This window comes from Synechococcus sp. KORDI-49 (assembly GCF_000737575.1).
Classification (GTDB): domain Bacteria; phylum Cyanobacteriota; class Cyanobacteriia; order PCC-6307; family Cyanobiaceae; genus Parasynechococcus.
Genome location: NZ_CP006270.1, coordinates 673,948 through 690,977 on the forward strand (window position 1 = coordinate 673,948; position 17,030 = coordinate 690,977).

Below are 17,030 nucleotides of genomic sequence, written 5' to 3' on the forward strand. Positions count from 1 at the left end.
GCGGCCGGAGGCGCATCGCGTAGGTCACATCATCTGTCGCAGAAACCGGCGGCTGCGCTCTTCCTTTGCATTGCTAAAGAAGGTCTCCGGGTCGGAGGTCTCCACCACCTTGCCCTGATCCATGAACATCACCCGGTCCGCCACCTCCCGGGCGAAACCGAGTTCATGGGTGACCACCACCATCGTCATGCCGCCAGCCGCCAGCTGACGCATGGCATCCAGCACCTCCTTCACACGCTCGGGGTCCAGAGCGCTGGTGGGTTCATCGAAGAGCATCACCTCCGGATCGAGGGCCAGGGCACGGGCGATCGCCACGCGCTGCTGCTGGCCGCCACTCAGCTGGGCCGGATATTTCCTGGCCTGCTCGGCGATCCCCATCTGCTCGAGAAGATCAACCGCCCGCTGCTCCGCCAGCGACGGAGACATCTTCTTGACCTTGATCGGAGCCAGGGTGATGTTGTCGAGAATCGACAGATGCGGGAAGAGATTGAACTGCTGGAACACCATTCCCACTCGCTGCCGGATCGCCCGCACCTCCCGTTCGTCGTGGCTCGCATCCAGGCGCATCCCGAGCACATCCAGCCGGCCCGAATCCAGCGTCTCCAGACCGTTGAAGGTTCGGATGAGAGTGCTTTTGCCGGATCCGGAGGGGCCCATCACCACCAGAACCTCTCCGCTGATCACCTCGAGGCCCACCCCATCGAGAGCCCGCTGGCCTGGGGTGTAGCTCTTCACCAGATCGATGGCTCGGATGGCGACGGTCATCAGGAGGAACGGAGGGGGTCGAGCTGGATCTCCAGATGGCGGGCCAGCAGCGCCATGGCGGTGCAGGCCAGCCAGTAAACCGCAGCCAGCCACACATACACCTCGAGGTAGCGGCCGATGAACGCCGGATTGGCCAGCAGGCTGCGGCTGATTCCCAGCAGTTCGACGAGGCCGAGAATCGCCATCAGGCTTGTGTTCTGAAGCAACCCCACCGCCTGATTGGTCAGGGCGGGCAGAGCGATGCGCAGCGCCTGGGGCAGCACCACCAGTCGCAGGCTCTGGAACGGCGAGAGTCCCAGAACCGCGGCCGCTTCCGTCTGCGTGGGTGGGATCGCCTGCAACCCACCACGCACGTCCTCAGCGATGTATGCCGCAGCGAAGAGAGCGAAGGCGATCACGGCTCTCAACACCCGGTTCAGTTCCAGCCCCGGAGGCAGAAACAGGGGAATGAGCAGCTGTCCGAAGAACAGCACAGCGATCAATGGCACCGCCCGCATCACCTCGATGTAAGCGGTGCTGGCCACACGCAGCACCGGCAGTTCGCTGCGCCGTCCAAGCGCGAGCAGAACCCCCGCCGGAAGACTCAGCAGGGCGCTGCAGACGGTGAGCAGCAGCGTGAGGCTGAAGCCGCCCCACTCACGGGTGGGCACTGGCTGAAGACCCAGTCCACCGGCGAGAAGCACCACTCCCAGCGGAACCATCAGGCTCCAGAGCGCCGGAAGCCCCCGACGCAGCCAGCCGCGTCGGGGGCCCATCAGCGTGATTGCGGTCATCAGGATCAGCAGAGCGATCCACACAAGGGGCCGCCAACGCTGATCCGGTGGATACCCCCCCACCGCGTACAAGGGCAGATTGGCCGTGACCACCGTCCAGTCGGCGGCGAACAGCAGCCAGTGCACCCCGCTGAAACCGGCCCATCCGAGCAGGGCCAGCATCAGGAGCGTCAGCAGTCGATCGATGACGCGGTTCATCAACGGCTCCCCTTCAGACGTCCAAGCACCAGACCGTTGAGCACGGCCATGCCGCTGCTGATCAGCAGATTGAGCAGCAGAAAGCTCAGCAGCAGCAGCAGAAAGCCCTCGATCGCACGGCCCGTCTGAGTGATCGTCGTGTCGCTGACGGCGTAGAGGTCAGCGAAGCCGACGGCGATCGCCAGGGTGCTGTTCTTGGCCAGGTTCAGGTACTGGCTGGTGAGGGCCGGAAGAATCGCCGGAAGCGCCTGAGGCAGAACGATCCGCCGCATCCCCAGCCCCTCACCGAGGCCGAGACTGCGGAAGGCCTCCCACTGCCCTCTCGGCACGGAATTGATCCCACCTCGCACGATCTCGGCGATGGAGGCACCGGTGAACACCGCCAGACCGGTGAGCACGGCGCAGAACTCGACACTCAGATCCAGCCCCAGAAGACGGATGCCCTGGTTGGACAACCCGATCAACCCGCCGACAGGAGTCTCCGGAAGCCCCAGAAACCCAACGAAGTACCAGAACATCAGCTGAAGCAGCAGCGGCACCTGACGGATCAGGGCCACATAAGCCGCCGCCAACCGGCGGAGAAGGCGGTTGCCACTGCTGCGGGCAGCCCCTGCTGCAACACCCAGGAGTGTGGCCAGCACGAGGCCGCTGAGGATGACCTTGAGGCTGTTCAGCCAGCCGATGGTGAGAGCCCAGGCGTAGCTGTCCGAGGGGCTGTACGGCAGAGCCGTCTCTGCGAGAGCGAAACCGGCAGGACGCGCAAGCCAGCCGAAGCTCAGACCCAGTCCGGTGCGGATCAGGTTCACGGCGAGATTGTTGATCAGGACCGCGGCCAGACCGAGGAGCAGTGCCGCGGCAGCGATCTGAATCCAGAGTCGGCGATGCATCGCGGCAGGTCCGTCAGGAGAAGGGAGGGGAAACCATCAGGCCGCCGTCGCCAGCCAGACGGTTCACACTCCGGGGAATCGTCACCGCACTGTCGCGACCGAGATGACGGTCGTAGATCTCGCCGTAATGACCGGTCGCTCTGATCACCTGAACCACGAAATCATCGGGCAGTCCCAGCTTGCTGCCGAGCCCACCGTCCACCCCGAGGAAGCGGCGAAGGGCCGCCTGGCTCGGATCTGCCTGCGCCGTCTTCAACACCTCATCGACATTGGCCTGGGTGATGCCGCGTTCCTCCGCCTCGATCAGAGCGAAGACCACCCAGCGCATCGCATCGGCCATGCGCTGGTCGCCTCCCACCACCGCGGGAGCCATCGGCTCCTTGCTCAGCCGCTCCTCGAGGATCGTGTGCTGCTCGGGATCCGGAAACCCTGAGCGGGCGGCGGCCAGCTGCGTGAGATCCGAGGTCATGCCGGCGCAGCGCCCCTGCAGATAGCCGCCCACCACCTGATTCAGATCCTGGTACTTGATCGGGGTGTACGGCAGCTGACGCGTTTCGAAGACGTCGTTGAGGTTCTGCTCGGTGGTGGTGCCTGAGCCCACACAGATGGCCTTGCCTGACAGCTGCTCGAGAGACGTGACGCCACTGCCGGTCTTGACCATCAAACCCTGACCGTCATGGAAGACGATCGGCCCGAAACTGAGTCCGTTGCCTCCGGAGGCATCCCGGCTCAGGTTGAAAGTGGTGTTGCGGGAGAGCAGATCGATCTCCCCGGAGCGCAGGGCTGTAAAGCGTTCCGGGGCCGTCAGCGGCCTGTACTGGATGCTGTCCGGATCTCCGAGGAACGCCGCAGCCATGGCTCGGCAGATATCGATATCGAAGCCTTCGTAGCCGCCGTCCGGCCGCAGAAAACTCATGCCCGGAATCTTGCCGCTGACGCCGCAGATCAGCTCACCGCGCTGCTTCACGAGATCCAGACGCGTGCTGTCGGCACTGCCGAGGGAGGCACAGGAACTGAGCAGCGTCGCCAGGCCCCCGAGGGCGCCGATCACAACGCGGATTCCGGATCGGGTCATGGCCATGGGACAGATCGGGTGGGATTGTCCCAGATCCGGGCTGAACCCCATTGAAGCCTCTAGGTTCTGCAGATCCTCAGTTCCTTCTTCATGCCCGCCATCCGGTGGCTGGTGGCACCCTTGATCAGCCTGCTCTTGCAGATGCCTGCGATGGCCTGGGAGGAAGGCGACCGACAGGCTTACAACAACAAGATGGCTCTGCTGAAGGTGCTGGTGGATGGTGCCAAGGATCGCGCCACCAGCAGCGGCGACCTGGAGACCCTCTGCATCCTGATGAGCATCGGCAATGACGTGACGCTGCGTTACGTGCAGCTCAACCCCGCGGATCAGGTGATTCAGACGCGATTGGCCGGGATGCGCACCGATCTGACGAGCTGCCTGGCCGTTCTCTACAACCCTCTGGCCTCCCGCTGAGCCGCCATGATGCGGTCATCCGAGAACGCCTGATGGACACCGACCTTCTGCTTCCGTTGATCGGTGGTGGCGTGCTGATCCTGTTGATCGTGGGAGGCACGATCGTCATCGTCCTGCGCCCGAGTGACACCCCCCAACGCTGATCAGGCGTGAGCACTCTCCTGACCACCGATCCGCTCGAACAGATCGAGGCTTTCCTCGTTGAGACCGACCACCGAGACCGCTGAACCGCCGACGCGGAACTTGCGGATCACCTGGTCGAGAGCCGCCACGCCACTCTGATCCCAGATGTGAGCGGAGGACATGTCGATGCTGATCCTGGCCGGGTGATCGTGCAGATCGAATCCCTGCACGAAATAGATCTTGCTGACGAAGAACAACTGTCCCTTGACGCGGTAAAGCCGCTCGTCGTCGCTGAGATCGACCGTTTCCACCTGAATCACCTTGGCCACCTTGCGGCTGAACAGGATCCCCGCCAGAGCGACGCCGGCCAGCACACCAAGGGCAAGGTTGTGGGGGGTGGTGAGCATCGTCACCGCAAACGTCATCAGCATCACGGAGGTATCGCTCTTCGGAATGCGGCGGATGTTGCGCAGTCCGTTGAGATCCGCCGTGCTGACGGCGATGCTGATCATCACGGCCACGAGAGCCGCCATCGGGATCTGCTTCAGCCAGGGGCCGGCCAGCAGGATCATCGCCAGAAGGCTCACACCGGAAAAGAACGTGGAGAGCCGCGTGCGCCCGCCGTTGTCGACGTTCATCACCGACTGACCCACCAGCGCGCAGCCCGCCATGCCACCGAACAGGGAGGAGACGATGTTGGCGATGCCCTGCCCGCGGGCCTCGACGTTTTTGTCCGTGGTGGTGTCGGTCTTGTCGTCGAGGATGTCCTGGGTCAGGAAGGTTTCCATCAGACCCACCAGGGAGATCGCCAGCGCCGTGGGAAGCACCATCCCGAGCGTGTCGAGATTGAAGGGGACGCCCCCCTCCCCGAACGGCAGGCTGAAGGAGGGAAGTCCGGAAGGCAGCGCCCCAAGGCTGCTGACGGTTGGAATCTCGAAGCCGAACCCGATGCTGATGGCGGTCAGCACGATGATCGCCACGAGCTGAGAGGGCACCACCCGCGTCAGTCGCGGCAGGCCATAGATGATCAGCAGTCCGATCAGCACGAGCACGAGCACGATCGGGATCTGCCCCCCGTGGGGAAGTCCGGCAGTGGCCTCACCGTGATGAACATCCAGCCCAAGCTGCGGGAGCTGCGCCTGGAAGATCAGCAGCGCGAGCGCATTCACGAAACCGCTGAGAACACCCTGAGGAACGAATCGCATCTGATAGGCCAGACGCAGATAGGCCCACAGGAACTGCAGGACTCCAGTCAGCAACCCAGCCACCATCAGGTACTGCACACCCAGACCGGCCCCCCTGGCCTCCCCGGTGGCCACCAGACCGGTCATCAGCAGCGCGGTGGAGCCGGTGGCGGAGGTGATCATCGCCATGCGCCCCCCCACCACCGCGATGGTGAGCGAGAGACAGAACGCACCGAACAATCCGACGGCGGGATCCACCCCGGCGATGCCGGAGAAGGCGATCGCCTCCGGAATCATCGCGAACGCCACCACAAGACCGGAAAGGAGATCCCTGCTCGGATTGGCGAACCATTGATTCACCAGCGAAGGACTGGAGCGTTGGGCCATGCTCTGTGACGCCGCGGGCAGCGGCGACCGTAGATCACAGCTGAGGCAGGTTGCCGGCGGGATCCAGACGTGCCTTCAGCAGCCGCAACTCCGACAGCCAGGGACCGAAGGCAAGCTCCAGTTCCCGTTGGTGAAAAGGCAGATGGTCATGCAGCTGGGCCAGGTGAACACCGGGACAGACTGTCTGGAGCAGCGCCCAGACCTCCTCGAGCCAGGCCAGGCTTCGCTCACGCGCCTCGGAATCGCCGGCCGACCAGACCGCCGTGATCCAGGGTTTCCAGACCGCATCGCGGTGCCGGAACGCCGAGGCATCGACCGGCACTCTCGCGGTGGCTCCACCGAGCTGCTGGGCCGACAGGCTGCAGAAACCGTCCGGGCTCCGGCGCATCAGCCTGGTCAGATCCGGCACCAGACGCCCCCAGCCCGCAGCAGCTGCCGGACCCAGCAGACCGACGACCTCACCATGGCGACGGTTTCCATCAACCGGAGACGATGCCAGCGAGGGCAGCTGATGCTGGCCGGCGATGGGCACTCCCCCCTCAAACGGCTCCAGGCTCACCTGCAGCCCCTGCACCTCGGATCCGCGCCAGCACCACTGAAGCGATTGCACATCGGGCCAGGACTCCGCCTCGGCGATCCACTCCCCCAGCTGTTCCGGCGGACCGGAACGCCGTGCCACCCATAGCGGAGTCAGCGGCAGGCAGGCCAGCGTGACGTCGGTGACGATCGCCAGAAACGGTGCTGCACCGCACAGGGCCCGCCACTCCGGATGATCTGACGGCTGCAGCGCGAAGCAGCGGCCGTTGCCCCAGACGCCGCGGATCTCGCTGAGCTGGTCGATGGCGAGTCCCCGGCGACGACTCAGAGGTCCCATGCCTCCGGTCAGCACATACCCCATGCCGGGATGCCCCGACAGGCCGGCCGTGATCGTGAGACCCTCAGCCGCCAGCACCTCGAGCAGCGACCCCATGGTCCGCCCCGCACCGACCCGCACCGTCGTGCGATCAGGGGACAGCGTGAGGTCCTGGAATCCAGGACGCAGATCGAGACTCCAGCAGCCGTCGACAGCGCAGCGGGAACTGGTGCCGCCACTGCAGACCCTCAGCGGACGGGGGCCACTCCAGGCCTGCAGCAGGGACGGCAAGTCGTCTGCCTGCGGAGAGATCACACCGGCGATGGCCGCATCAGCCGCCTGGAGATTGAACAGATCCGACATGCACAGCTGGCCCCGCTTCGGCGAATAGGGTCAACCCATTCGATCAGTGGACCCAACGTCTTGACGGATCTCAGCACCGCAGGCTCCGAGGACAAGCTCGGGGTGCTGATCTGCGGCCATGGCAGCCGCAACCGTCTGGCGGTGGAGGAATTCGCCGGAATGGTCGAACAGCTGCGGCCTCGGCTGGCCCCGATGCCTGTCGAACACGGCTATCTCGAATTCGCCCGCCCGATCCTGCGCGACGGCCTTGAGGCGCTCAGGCAGCAAGGGGTGAACCGCATCCTGGCGATCCCGGCGATGCTCTTCGCGGCAGGGCATGCCAAGAACGACATCCCTTCGGTGCTCAACACCTACACGGCGGAAACCGGCCTTCCGATCGATTACGGGCGAGAGCTCGGTGTCGATCGCCTGATGGTGGCGGCAGCGGGAGCCAGGGTCCGAGAGGCGATCGAGCGTCAGAGCGATGACGTACCGCTCTCGGAAACGCTTCTGGTGGTTGTCGGACGGGGGTCCTCCGATCCCGATGCCAACTCCAATGTGGCCAAGGTGACGCGAATGCTTGTTGAGGGCTTCGGTTTCGGCTGGGGGGAAACGGTGTATTCAGGGGTGACCTTTCCGCTCGTGGAGCCCGGACTGCGCCACGTCGTCAGGCTCGGCTTCCGCCGCATCGTGGTCGTGCCCTACTTCCTGTTCTCCGGTGTCCTGGTGAGCCGCATCCGTCAGCACACCGAACGGGTGGCCCAGGACCACCCGGGGATCAACTTCATCTCCGCCGGGTATCTGGGTGACCACCCCCTGGTGCTGGAGACTTTCCGCGAGCGGGTGGACGATGTTCTCCGAGGTGACACCGCCATGAACTGCTCGCTCTGCAAGTACAGAGCACAGGTGCTGGGCTTTGAACAGGACGTCGGTCGGGTTCAGGAGAGTCACCATCACCACGTGGAGGGACTGGCGGAGAGCTGCACCCTCTGCGAACGGGAGTGCACCGGCGCCTGCCAGCCGGATGGAACCCCGATCGCTCACACCCATGCGCACGGTCACGACCATGAGCACGGACACGACCATGCGCATCACCCCCCTTATCCCCACAGCGGCCACCCCCTCGGCCCGGCGAGTCTCGAACGTTCCGATTCCTCACAGAAGTCTTAAGAGATAACCCTGGTCCGGACGCACGGATCGGCCGGTTCTCGCGGGGGACAGCTTGGATTTTTCCGCCGATGAGATTTTCTGATCAGTCCATGGCAGCCGGCGTTGTCCCCGCCTTTTCCACAGGCTGCTGAACAGCAGCCTCCCCGGGCTCCAGTGATGCCAGCCATCTCGTCCGGCGCTGTGGGGAAGCCTCTTAACCCTCCGGAAAGGTTGACAAGTGCTGAGATGGTGCTCAACCGCGGATCAGCCGCGGGCCCTGGCAACAAGACCCCTATCCGTCACTGCTGTCTCATACAGTCTCAAGCGAATTTCCCAATTCGCTCACCCTTTTGACGCAGGACGGCCCGATGTGGCTTTCTTATTCGCAGTACGGGTTGAGCGACCTGCCTTGATGGACAGAAATCACCTTGAGCGATGCCATGACATGGGATTGGCCGCGACGACGACAGAGACAGTTCCGGCGTACGTGAGTCTCGAAACAGAGATCCCGGAAGTCCTCTACCGAGGGATGAAGGAGTTCATCGGAGGCCACCCCCACTGGGATCAGTACCGCGTGATGAGTTCCGCGCTCGCCCATTTTCTGTTTCAGAACGGCTGCGAGGACCATGCCGTGATGGAGCGCTACCTGGACGACCTGTTCAGCCGTCCCGAGAGCTGAGAGCTCTGCTGCAGGCGCGCCGGGCGATGGCCATCATCGTCAGGGTCGGGCTCTGCCAGGCCGAGGTCGGCCAGCAGGCTCCATCCACCACCAGCACATTCCGACATCCCCAGAGCCGGTTGTCCGGGTCCACGACACTCTCGGAGGCCTGCTTCCCCATGGCGGCTCCACCCACTTCGTGGATGTAGTAACCCGGAGGAGCTGCCTGCTTCGACAGGGCGACAGCGCCGCCGAGAAGCGGTTCCACGAAAGGAAGGTGAAACAGTTCCCGGATCTCCAGCGCCTGCCCGTCGGCGGCTTCGATGCACTCCGCCATCGTCCGCTGCATATGCGTCACCATCGCCCGTTCCGACTCGCCCCAGCGACAGTCGATGTGGGGCACCGTCACCCCCCATCGATCGGTTCTGTCGCTCAGCGTCACACGGTTCTCAAGCCGCGGTTCCACTTCACCGTGGCCGATCAGGAAGCCGGTGACCGTGCCGGGACGCCGCTGCAACCACGTCGGCGGATCGAAACGGCCGATGCCTCCCCAGAGTCCGTAACCGCCCTGAAACGACGCTTGGGAGAGATGACGCCCGAACGGCAGAAAGAAGCTTCCAGCTCCGCTGAGAGGCGGTTGCGGCCGCTCCCCGGAACCCGGCATGGCGAAGAACTGACTGGTGGAGACATGGTCCATCAGACGGGTCCCGAGCCGCCCTGAGGGATCCACCGCAGCACCTCCTGATGAGAACTGACGTGTCCGCAGCAGGATGGACAGGGTCTGAATCGTCGAGGCGCACAGGATGACGAGATCAGCACTCAGCGTTCTGCGCTCGCCGTTGGTCTGGTCAACGGCGACCACCGCGGTCGCCGTTGACGCATCCGCACTCAGACAGAGCCGCTCGACCATCTGATCGGCCATGACTTCAACGCGTCCGGTGGCGATCGCCCGCTGCAGCGTGCTGCCTCGGCTGCTGGAAGCTGGCCAGTCATCCGTCCGCTGCGGAGCATGAGGCGCGAATCCCCGCGACTGAATCACGGCATGGCCAAGACGTTCGCGGACCGCCTCAGCGAAGCGCAGCTCGGCGTCGGTGCTCGGCAGCGCATCTGACATGACACCGTCGGGAAGCTGAGCCAACCCATCCCTGGCACCGAAGACCCCGAGCTGCCGCTCCAGATCGCTGTAGTGCTGCTCCAGATCAGCAAAGCCGATCGGCCAGCGGATCACGCCTTCCTTGCTGCGGATCCCCGCGAAATCCTCGTCCGAGAGCCGCAGAGTGATGCCCCCCCAGGTGAGGCTGCGGCCTCCCACCTGCCAACCCCGGGTCCACAGGAACGGGCGCTCGACAGGGTGCTCATAGGGATGACGGCGTTCATCCGCATACAGCTCCGGGTTGGCCTTCCAGTAGCCGGGATGCTGCGCCTGACGGCGATGCCGGCCGCTGCTGATCCCCGCGAGCCGACGCAGCATGTTTCCGACCGGGGTTCCGAAGGCCACCGCACGGCTCAGATCCGGACCTGCCTCCAGCACCAGCACCCTGGCGCCCCCCTCGGCGAGGGTCATGGCAGCGACACCACCGCTCGCTCCGGAGCCGACGACGATCGCATCCCAGCTGGCGTTGACGTGCTCAGAAGAAGAGCTCACAGGCAACGGATCCGGTACAAAAAAAGATCCCCGAAGGGATCTTCAATCCAAACAGAAGTGGTGGCGGGGGGGAGATTTGAACTCCCGACCTTCGGGTTATGAGCCCGACGAGCTACCAGACTGCTCTACCCCGCGTTGCCCTCTGAAATCATACACATCGGTGTCGCCGGACACAGAATCCTTTCAGCTTTGCTGGAACTGCAGAGAACCGTTCACCTCGAGGTGCACGCCGGGATTCAGGATCAGAACCTGCTCTTCGAGCTCCTGAAGGCTCATGGGCGTGAGCCATTCCAACTGACGCAGCAGATGCAGCGCCACAGCCTGTTTGGCACGTCTTGAGCCGTCTTCCACCTTGATGGCGACCCCAAGGCCCTCACCGATGCGGCTGAGGCACTGAATTCCCTCGGCGCCTCCCTTGGAGAGCACCTGACCATGGCTTCGTCCCATCAACTCGGTGTCGAAGCGGCCGGCACCGGCCACAAGATCAGAATGCGCCAGCATCGCCCGGCTGATCTGCTCCAGTTCCGCATGGCGCGAAGCCCCGAGATGGGCATAGAGAAGCGCCATCTGCGCCAGCTGCAGTCGCAGGGTCGGAGCACCGCAGTCATCCCGTGCCGCCACCAGCTCCGCTGCCGGCAGCCCCAGCAGTTCCGCCACCCTCCGGTTCACCTCCTTCTGCAGCGGATGGTCGCTCTGCAGGTAGCTGTCGAGGGGCCAGGCCATTTTTCGACTCGTGGCCAGGAAGGCGGCGTGTTTGCCGGAGCAGTTGTGCTGCAACGGGCTGTCGGACCCTTCAGGAACGGGGCACTGCAGATGGGAGGCCTCCAGCTCAGCATTCCAGAGCAGCCTGAACGCCTCACGGGCATGCTCATTGCTGCCGGAGTGGGACGCGCAGCTGATGGCGATGCCCCGATCACCGGCCTCCATCTGGGCAGCGGCCCCACTGCTGAGAAACGGCAGGGCCTGGAACGGTTTCAGAGCGGAGCGGATGAAAGTCTCGTAGCCGGGATCACCGGCAGACATCAGAACCCGTCCGCGCCCGTCACAGACAACTGCGTGCACCCTGTGCTTTGACTCGCCGATGCAGCCGCGGCAGAGGGTCACCTCCAATGGCGCAGTCCCGGAGCGTGATGCGCCGCTGAAACCGGAGGAGAGGGGCATCCTCGAACGAGCCTCGTTTCAGAGAGCCTGACAGAGGCTCGCCCCCCCCAGCATGAGTGCGGCGGCCAGGGCCATGGCACGTGCCAGCCGACCCAGGATCGGCCTCACCTCATGCCGGGCCACGAGCTGATCCTTCTCACGCCAGGACACGGGCTTCTCCCACGTCTGCCCGTCGTACCAGCCTGACTCCTCGTAATCCACCGATTCAGCCAGCAGGCGGCGCATCACGTAGGTCCAGCCAAGCCACTGGCGCATCAGCAGAAACAGAGGCAGAACCAGCGCTGCCACGGAAGCTGCCATCACCAGCCGCGGTGGGTCGCCACGCAGCGTCCAACTGCCGCTGGCGATCAGCGTGCACACGGGAAGCATCAGCAACCATGCCGTTGCCAGACGCCAGCGCAGCCGTGGGTTAGCCCCGGCAGGCCAGGAGAAGAACCAGGATTCCGTCAACTGCTGGAACTCCTCCAGTGGACGCTGCTCGGGAGGAACCGGACAGGCGACGGACTCGGTCATGACCCCGCAGGAACATCCTGCGGCGAACCTAGAAACACCCGGGTCTCGCCGTGGCTCCAGAAGGCCTCGAGGTCGTAATACCCCCGCTCATCGGGCATGAGCACATGAACGATGAGTTCGCCGTAATCGAGCAGCGCCCATCGCCCCTCATTCAAACCTTCCTTTCGCAGCGGGAGTCGCTCCGCTTCGGTCTCCAGCCGGTCCTCGACCGAGCGAGCGATCGCCCGCACCTGCACATCCGACTGTCCCCCTGCGATCACCAGCCAGTCGGCCAGGCTTGAAACCTCGTCGACTCGGATCAGACGGATGTCCGTGGCCTTGCGGTCGTCACAGGCATCCGCAGCGAGCTCGGCAAGCTGTTCACTATCCATAGACGTTTTCGCTGGTGACGGAACTGCGGGATCCCTCCTGCTGCGCCATCTCGGCACGCGCCTTGCTGGCACTCTTACGCAGCGCCTCCAGGCGATCTTCATAGAAGCTGCGACGGCGCTTCTTGCGGGTCTGTTCCACCAGCTCCTTCAGCGCACCACCCAGACTGCGGTAGGCGTTCGGAACGCTGTATCCGAATCGGCAGGCAAGGTCGATGGCCCGCTCGTCTGCGGTGATCGCATCCTGCAGACGCTTCTCGGAATTGTTCTTGAGGTAGAGGCGGTAACCGGCGAAACCCGAGAGCCCCAGGGCCATCAACAGCAGAAGGCCGTCCTGAACCCAGAGTTCGCCGATGGCACCACCCAAACCGATGGCGAGGGCAGCCATCTCCCAGCCATCCCTGGGGATCGTGTCGTTCTGAATGCGACCGACCTCATGCCAGAAGAGCAGGTTTCGGTGATCGAGAGCCATGCTGTCCCACTTTTCAAGATCCACCTGGATCTCGACCTCATCGCGGCCGATCTCTTCAAGGGTGATCAGCGGCGGGTCCACAGCGGCAGCAGACTCGACGAACACCCAGCTCTGCATTTCCGGTGGCAGCAGCCCCTTGAGGCGCTGGAGCTCACTCATCGCGTCTGGGTTCCTTTGATGTGTCAAAGGTAGCGAGGCCCCGGTCCCTCACCGTTCGTGCCGTGGGGGAACTGCTGCGTGAGAGGCTTTCAATGTCTGGCCCAGAACGACCTCCATGCCCCGGCGGACAGATCTGCAACGCATCCTTCTGCTGGGATCAGGCCCGATCGTGATCGGCCAGGCCTGCGAGTTCGATTACTCCGGAACCCAGGCCTGCAAAGCTCTCCGCGCCGAGGGATACCAGGTGATCCTGGTCAATTCCAACCCGGCATCGATCATGACCGATCCGGAAATGGCGGATCGGACCTACATCGAGCCGCTCACCCCGGATCTCGTGACGCAGGTGATCGAACGGGAACGTCCCGACGCCCTGCTGCCGACCATGGGCGGGCAGACCGCCCTGAATCTGGCGGTGAGCCTGGCCGAGAACGGAACACTGGAGCGTTTCGGTGTCGAGCTGATCGGTGCCGATCTGCAGGCGATTCAGAAAGCCGAAGACCGCCTGCTGTTCAAGCAGGCGATGGAACGGATCGGCGTCAGGGTCTGTCCCTCCGGGATCGCCTCGTCCCTGGAGGAGGCGGAGGCCGTGGGTGCCGCCATCGGCAGTTTTCCCCGCATCATCCGTCCCGCCTTCACCCTGGGGGGCAGCGGCGGTGGGATCGCTTACAACCCGGAGGAATATGCGGCGATCTGCAAGAGCGGACTGGAGGCGAGCCCGGTTTCGCAGATCCTGATCGAGCAGTCCCTGCTGGGCTGGAAGGAATTCGAACTGGAGGTGATGCGCGATCTGGCCGACAACGTCGTGATCGTCTGCAGCATCGAAAACCTCGACCCGATGGGGGTTCACACCGGAGACTCGATCACGGTGGCCCCGGCCCAGACCCTGACGGATCGGGAATACCAGCGACTGCGCGACCAGTCGATCGCGATCATCCGCGAGATCGGGGTCGCCACCGGCGGCAGCAACATCCAGTTCGCCGTCAATCCCGTGAACGGCGATGTGGTGGTGATTGAAATGAACCCCAGGGTGAGCCGGTCCTCCGCCCTCGCCAGCAAGGCCACAGGCTTTCCGATCGCGAAGATCGCCGCTCGCCTCGCCGTTGGATACACCCTCGACGAGATCCTCAACGACATCACCGGCAAAACGCCGGCCTGCTTCGAGCCCACGATCGATTACGTGGTCACCAAGATCCCTCGCTTCGCCTTCGAGAAGTTCCGCGGAAGTCCGGCGATTCTCACCACGTCGATGAAATCGGTCGGGGAAGCGATGGCCATCGGACGCTGCTTCGAGGAGTCCTTTCAGAAGGCGATGCGATCTCTCGAGATCGGCCGGTCCGGCTGGGGCTGCGATCGACCGGAACCGGAGATCTCCGAGCGAGAGATCGACCGTCTGCTTCGGACCCCATCCCCGGAACGGATTCTCTGGGTTCGCACAGCGATGCTGATCGGACGCAGTGATGACGACCTGCACAGGATCAGCGGGATCGACCCCTGGTTCCTGGCGAAGCTGCGACGGCTGATTGATGCGGAGCAACAGCTGCTAACGGGACGTGCCTTGGCGAGCCTGGATGCGGAGGAGCTTCTCCAGCTCAAACAACTCGGCTTCTCCGACCGGCAGATCGCCTGGGCGACCGATTCCACGGAGTTGGCTGTTCGGGATCGGCGGCAGACCCTGGGGGTGAACCCGGTGTTCAAGACCGTCGACACCTGTGCCGCGGAATTCGCCTCGACGACGCCTTACCACTACTCCACCTACGAGAGGCCGCTGCAGAAGCTCAATGACGCCGGTGAGCTGATCACGATGCCCCCTTCGAATGAGGTGCACAGCTCCGGATCAGGTCGTCGAATGATGATCCTCGGAGGTGGACCGAACAGGATCGGCCAGGGCATCGAGTTCGACTACTGCTGCTGCCACGCCTCCTTCGCGGCCCAGGAGAAAGGAATCAGCACCGTGATGGTGAACAGCAACCCAGAGACGGTCTCCACCGACTACGACACCAGCGACAGCCTCTACTTCGAGCCGCTCACCCTGGAGGATGTGCTGAACGTGATCGAGGCGGAGCACCCCGATGGCGTGGTGGTGCAGTTCGGCGGTCAGACCCCGCTCAAACTGGCGATCCCCCTGCTTGAGTGGCTGGACACGGACGCGGGACGTGCCACCGGGACACGCATCTGGGGCACCTCACCGGAATCGATCGATCGCGCTGAAGACCGGGAACAGTTCGAGGCGATCCTCAGAACCCTGGAGATCCGCCAGCCGAGAAACGGCCTCGCCCGCAGTGAAGAGGAAGCCCGGAACGTCGCCACCAGGGTTGGGTACCCGGTGGTGGTCCGACCCTCCTATGTGCTGGGAGGGCGCGCCATGGAAGTGGTGTTCGACGAAGAGGAACTGAACCGCTACATGCGTGAAGCGGTTCAGGTGGAGCCCGATCACCCGGTGCTGATCGATCAGTACCTGGAAAACGCCGTGGAAGTGGATGTCGACGCACTCTGCGACAGGGAAGGCAACGTGGTGATCGGTGGCTTGATGGAGCACATCGAGCCGGCTGGCATCCACTCCGGGGATTCCGCCTGCTGCCTGCCCTCCGTTTCCCTCGGCGAAGAAGCCCTTGCGATCATTCGCGAGTGGAGCCGCGGGCTGGCCCTGGCACTCAAGGTGGAAGGACTGATCAACCTGCAGTTCGCCGTCCAGCGTGACAGCGAAGGACGGGAAATCGTCTACATCATCGAAGCCAACCCAAGAGCATCCCGCACGGTGCCGTTTGTCGCCAAGGCCACGGGGCAGCCACTGGCACGGATCGCCACACGCCTGATGGCGGGCGAAACCCTGGCCGAAGTCGGTTTGAATCATGAACCCAAGCCTCCCTTGCAGACCATCAAGGAAGCTGTGCTGCCGTTCCGACGCTTTCCCGGCGCGGACACGGTCCTGGGACCGGAGATGCGTTCCACCGGTGAAGTGATGGGTTCCGCCGACAGTTTCGGCATGGCGTACGCCAAGGCTGAGCTGGGGGCTGGTGAAGCCCTTCCAACCGGTGGAACCGTGTTTCTCTCAACCCATGACCGGGACAAACAGGCGCTGATCCCGGTCGCTGCCAGGTTGATCGAGCTCGGCTTCTCGGTGATCGCCACCTCCGGCACCGCCAACGCCCTCGCGGACGCCGGCCTGGCGGTGACATCCGTGCTCAAGGTGCACGAAGGGCGCCCGAACATCGAGGATCTGATTCGCTCGAAACAGGTGCAGCTCGTCATCAACACACCGATTGGCCGCCAAGCCGCGCACGATGACAAGTACCTGCGACGTGCCGCCCTTGATTACGCCGTGCCGACCGTGACAACGCTGGCAGGTGCACGGGCCGCCGTGGAAGCGATCGCGGCCCTTCAGGGCCAGCCCACGCTGAGCATCCATGCGTTGCAGGATGTCCACAGCTGACCGTCCTGACGAGCAACCGGATCAGCAACAAGCATGAAAAGCCGCACAGACGCAGACAGCGCGATCATGTCATCCAGTGCGTTTGTCACCGACGATGTATTCAGTGGCCCGAATGAAAGCATGTTGCTAATCTGATCAAGATTAGCCCTTAATGTCGTGAAAACAGGCTTAACCTCACGACAACCCAATTGGATCAATAATAACGGCGATATTTTATTACTCCAATCATCCGCCTCAGCCAGTGATCATCTGAACAGCAATCAGGCACTGTCAGGTCAGGACGACGATCAAACAAGCCCTCTCGATCCGATCGTCCGGATCGGAAGCGTGGACGCGCCTTCTGCAACGAGCATTGAGAGGGTCATCACGATCCCCATCGACATCACAAAACTCGATGACGGGATCACATCGATCAACGGTTTCAATATCAAGGTTCATTATGATTCATCGGCCTTAAATCTCATTCAAAGCGAG

15 protein-coding genes and 1 tRNA gene are annotated in these 17,030 nt (G+C 63.6%); 4 read left to right on the top strand and 12 right to left on the bottom strand.

Going from position 1 to position 17,030, the window contains the following annotated elements; all coding sequences use genetic code 11:
• Positions 1–24 precede the first annotated feature (24 nt).
• From KR49_RS03685 to KR49_RS03700, 4 genes are read right to left on the bottom strand one after another with little or no spacing between them, the layout of a single operon-like run.
• Positions 25–765, bottom strand: coding sequence for an amino acid ABC transporter ATP-binding protein (locus KR49_RS03685; RefSeq protein WP_043691739.1), 741 nt, complete (start codon positions 763–765; stop codon positions 25–27).
• Positions 765–1,736: an amino acid ABC transporter permease gene (locus KR49_RS03690; protein WP_043691742.1), complete on the bottom strand. Its 972-nt coding sequence runs from the start codon at positions 1,734–1,736 to the stop codon at positions 765–767. Before KR49_RS03690 ends, KR49_RS03685 begins: the two co-directional genes overlap by 1 nt.
• Positions 1,736–2,623, bottom strand: coding sequence for an ABC transporter permease subunit (locus KR49_RS03695; protein ID WP_043691745.1), 888 nt, complete (start codon positions 2,621–2,623; stop codon positions 1,736–1,738). The genes KR49_RS03690 and KR49_RS03695 overlap by 1 nt, the downstream gene beginning before the upstream one ends.
• 13 nt (positions 2,624–2,636) lie before the next feature.
• Positions 2,637–3,698, bottom strand: a complete 1,062-nt coding sequence (locus KR49_RS03700) for an amino acid ABC transporter substrate-binding protein (RefSeq protein ID WP_043696684.1) — start codon at positions 3,696–3,698, stop codon at positions 2,637–2,639.
• 90 nt (positions 3,699–3,788) lie between these two features.
• Here KR49_RS03700 and KR49_RS03705 point away from each other — a divergent pair, with 90 nt between their 5' ends.
• Positions 3,789–4,112 (top strand): hypothetical protein, encoded by a 324-nt coding sequence (locus KR49_RS03705; RefSeq protein ID WP_043691747.1) that lies wholly within the window; start codon positions 3,789–3,791, stop codon positions 4,110–4,112.
• Positions 4,113–4,255: 143 nt separating this feature from the next.
• Here the strand turns inward: KR49_RS03705 and KR49_RS03710 are convergent, their stop codons facing one another.
• Together KR49_RS03710 and KR49_RS03715 are read right to left on the bottom strand one after the other, a co-directional pair.
• Complete coding sequence (locus KR49_RS03710; protein WP_043691750.1) at positions 4,256–5,806, bottom strand: SulP family inorganic anion transporter; 1,551 nt, start codon at positions 5,804–5,806, stop codon at positions 4,256–4,258.
• 34 nt (positions 5,807–5,840) lie between these two features.
• Positions 5,841–7,022: an FAD-binding oxidoreductase gene (locus tag KR49_RS03715; protein WP_043691753.1), complete on the bottom strand. Its 1,182-nt coding sequence runs from the start codon at positions 7,020–7,022 to the stop codon at positions 5,841–5,843.
• Between the two features lie 60 nt (positions 7,023–7,082).
• Between KR49_RS03715 and KR49_RS03720 the strand changes: the two genes are divergently transcribed.
• Both KR49_RS03720 and KR49_RS03725 read left to right on the top strand, forming a co-directional pair.
• Positions 7,083–8,171: a sirohydrochlorin chelatase gene (locus KR49_RS03720; RefSeq protein ID WP_043691755.1), complete on the top strand. Its 1,089-nt coding sequence runs from the start codon at positions 7,083–7,085 to the stop codon at positions 8,169–8,171.
• Between the two features lie 391 nt (positions 8,172–8,562).
• Positions 8,563–8,829: a DUF2811 domain-containing protein gene (locus tag KR49_RS03725; protein WP_043691758.1), complete on the top strand. Its 267-nt coding sequence runs from the start codon at positions 8,563–8,565 to the stop codon at positions 8,827–8,829.
• Here the strand turns inward: KR49_RS03725 and KR49_RS03730 are convergent.
• From KR49_RS03730 to KR49_RS03755, 6 genes are all read right to left on the bottom strand, one after another.
• The gene (locus KR49_RS03730) at positions 8,810–10,453 is read right to left on the bottom strand and encodes a GMC oxidoreductase (protein WP_043696688.1); all 1,644 of its coding nucleotides are present in this window, start codon (positions 10,451–10,453) and stop codon (positions 8,810–8,812) included. The two genes, KR49_RS03725 and KR49_RS03730, sit on opposite strands and share 20 nt — an antisense overlap.
• Before the next feature lie 58 nt (positions 10,454–10,511).
• A tRNA-Met gene (locus KR49_RS03735) sits at positions 10,512–10,588 on the bottom strand.
• 48 nt (positions 10,589–10,636) lie between these two features.
• Positions 10,637–11,614 (bottom strand): asparaginase, encoded by a 978-nt coding sequence (locus KR49_RS03740; protein WP_043691761.1) that lies wholly within the window; start codon positions 11,612–11,614, stop codon positions 10,637–10,639.
• Positions 11,615–11,632: 18 nt separating this feature from the next.
• Positions 11,633–12,127, bottom strand: coding sequence for a CGLD27 family protein (locus KR49_RS03745; RefSeq protein WP_043691768.1), 495 nt, complete (start codon positions 12,125–12,127; stop codon positions 11,633–11,635).
• Entirely contained in the window at positions 12,124–12,498 is a 375-nt protein-coding gene (gene rsfS / locus KR49_RS03750) for a ribosome silencing factor (RefSeq protein WP_043691771.1), read from the bottom strand. The genes KR49_RS03745 and rsfS overlap by 4 nt, the downstream gene beginning before the upstream one ends.
• Positions 12,491–13,126, bottom strand: a complete 636-nt coding sequence (locus KR49_RS03755) for a DUF3318 domain-containing protein (RefSeq protein ID WP_043691773.1) — start codon at positions 13,124–13,126, stop codon at positions 12,491–12,493. The genes rsfS and KR49_RS03755 overlap by 8 nt, the downstream gene beginning before the upstream one ends.
• 115 nt (positions 13,127–13,241) lie before the next feature.
• Between KR49_RS03755 and carB the strand changes: the two genes are divergently transcribed.
• A complete protein-coding gene (gene carB, locus KR49_RS03760; RefSeq protein WP_043691776.1) occupies positions 13,242–16,556 on the top strand; it encodes a carbamoyl-phosphate synthase large subunit in 3,315 nt (1,104 codons plus the stop codon).
• The last annotated feature ends 474 nt before the right edge of the window (positions 16,557–17,030 follow it).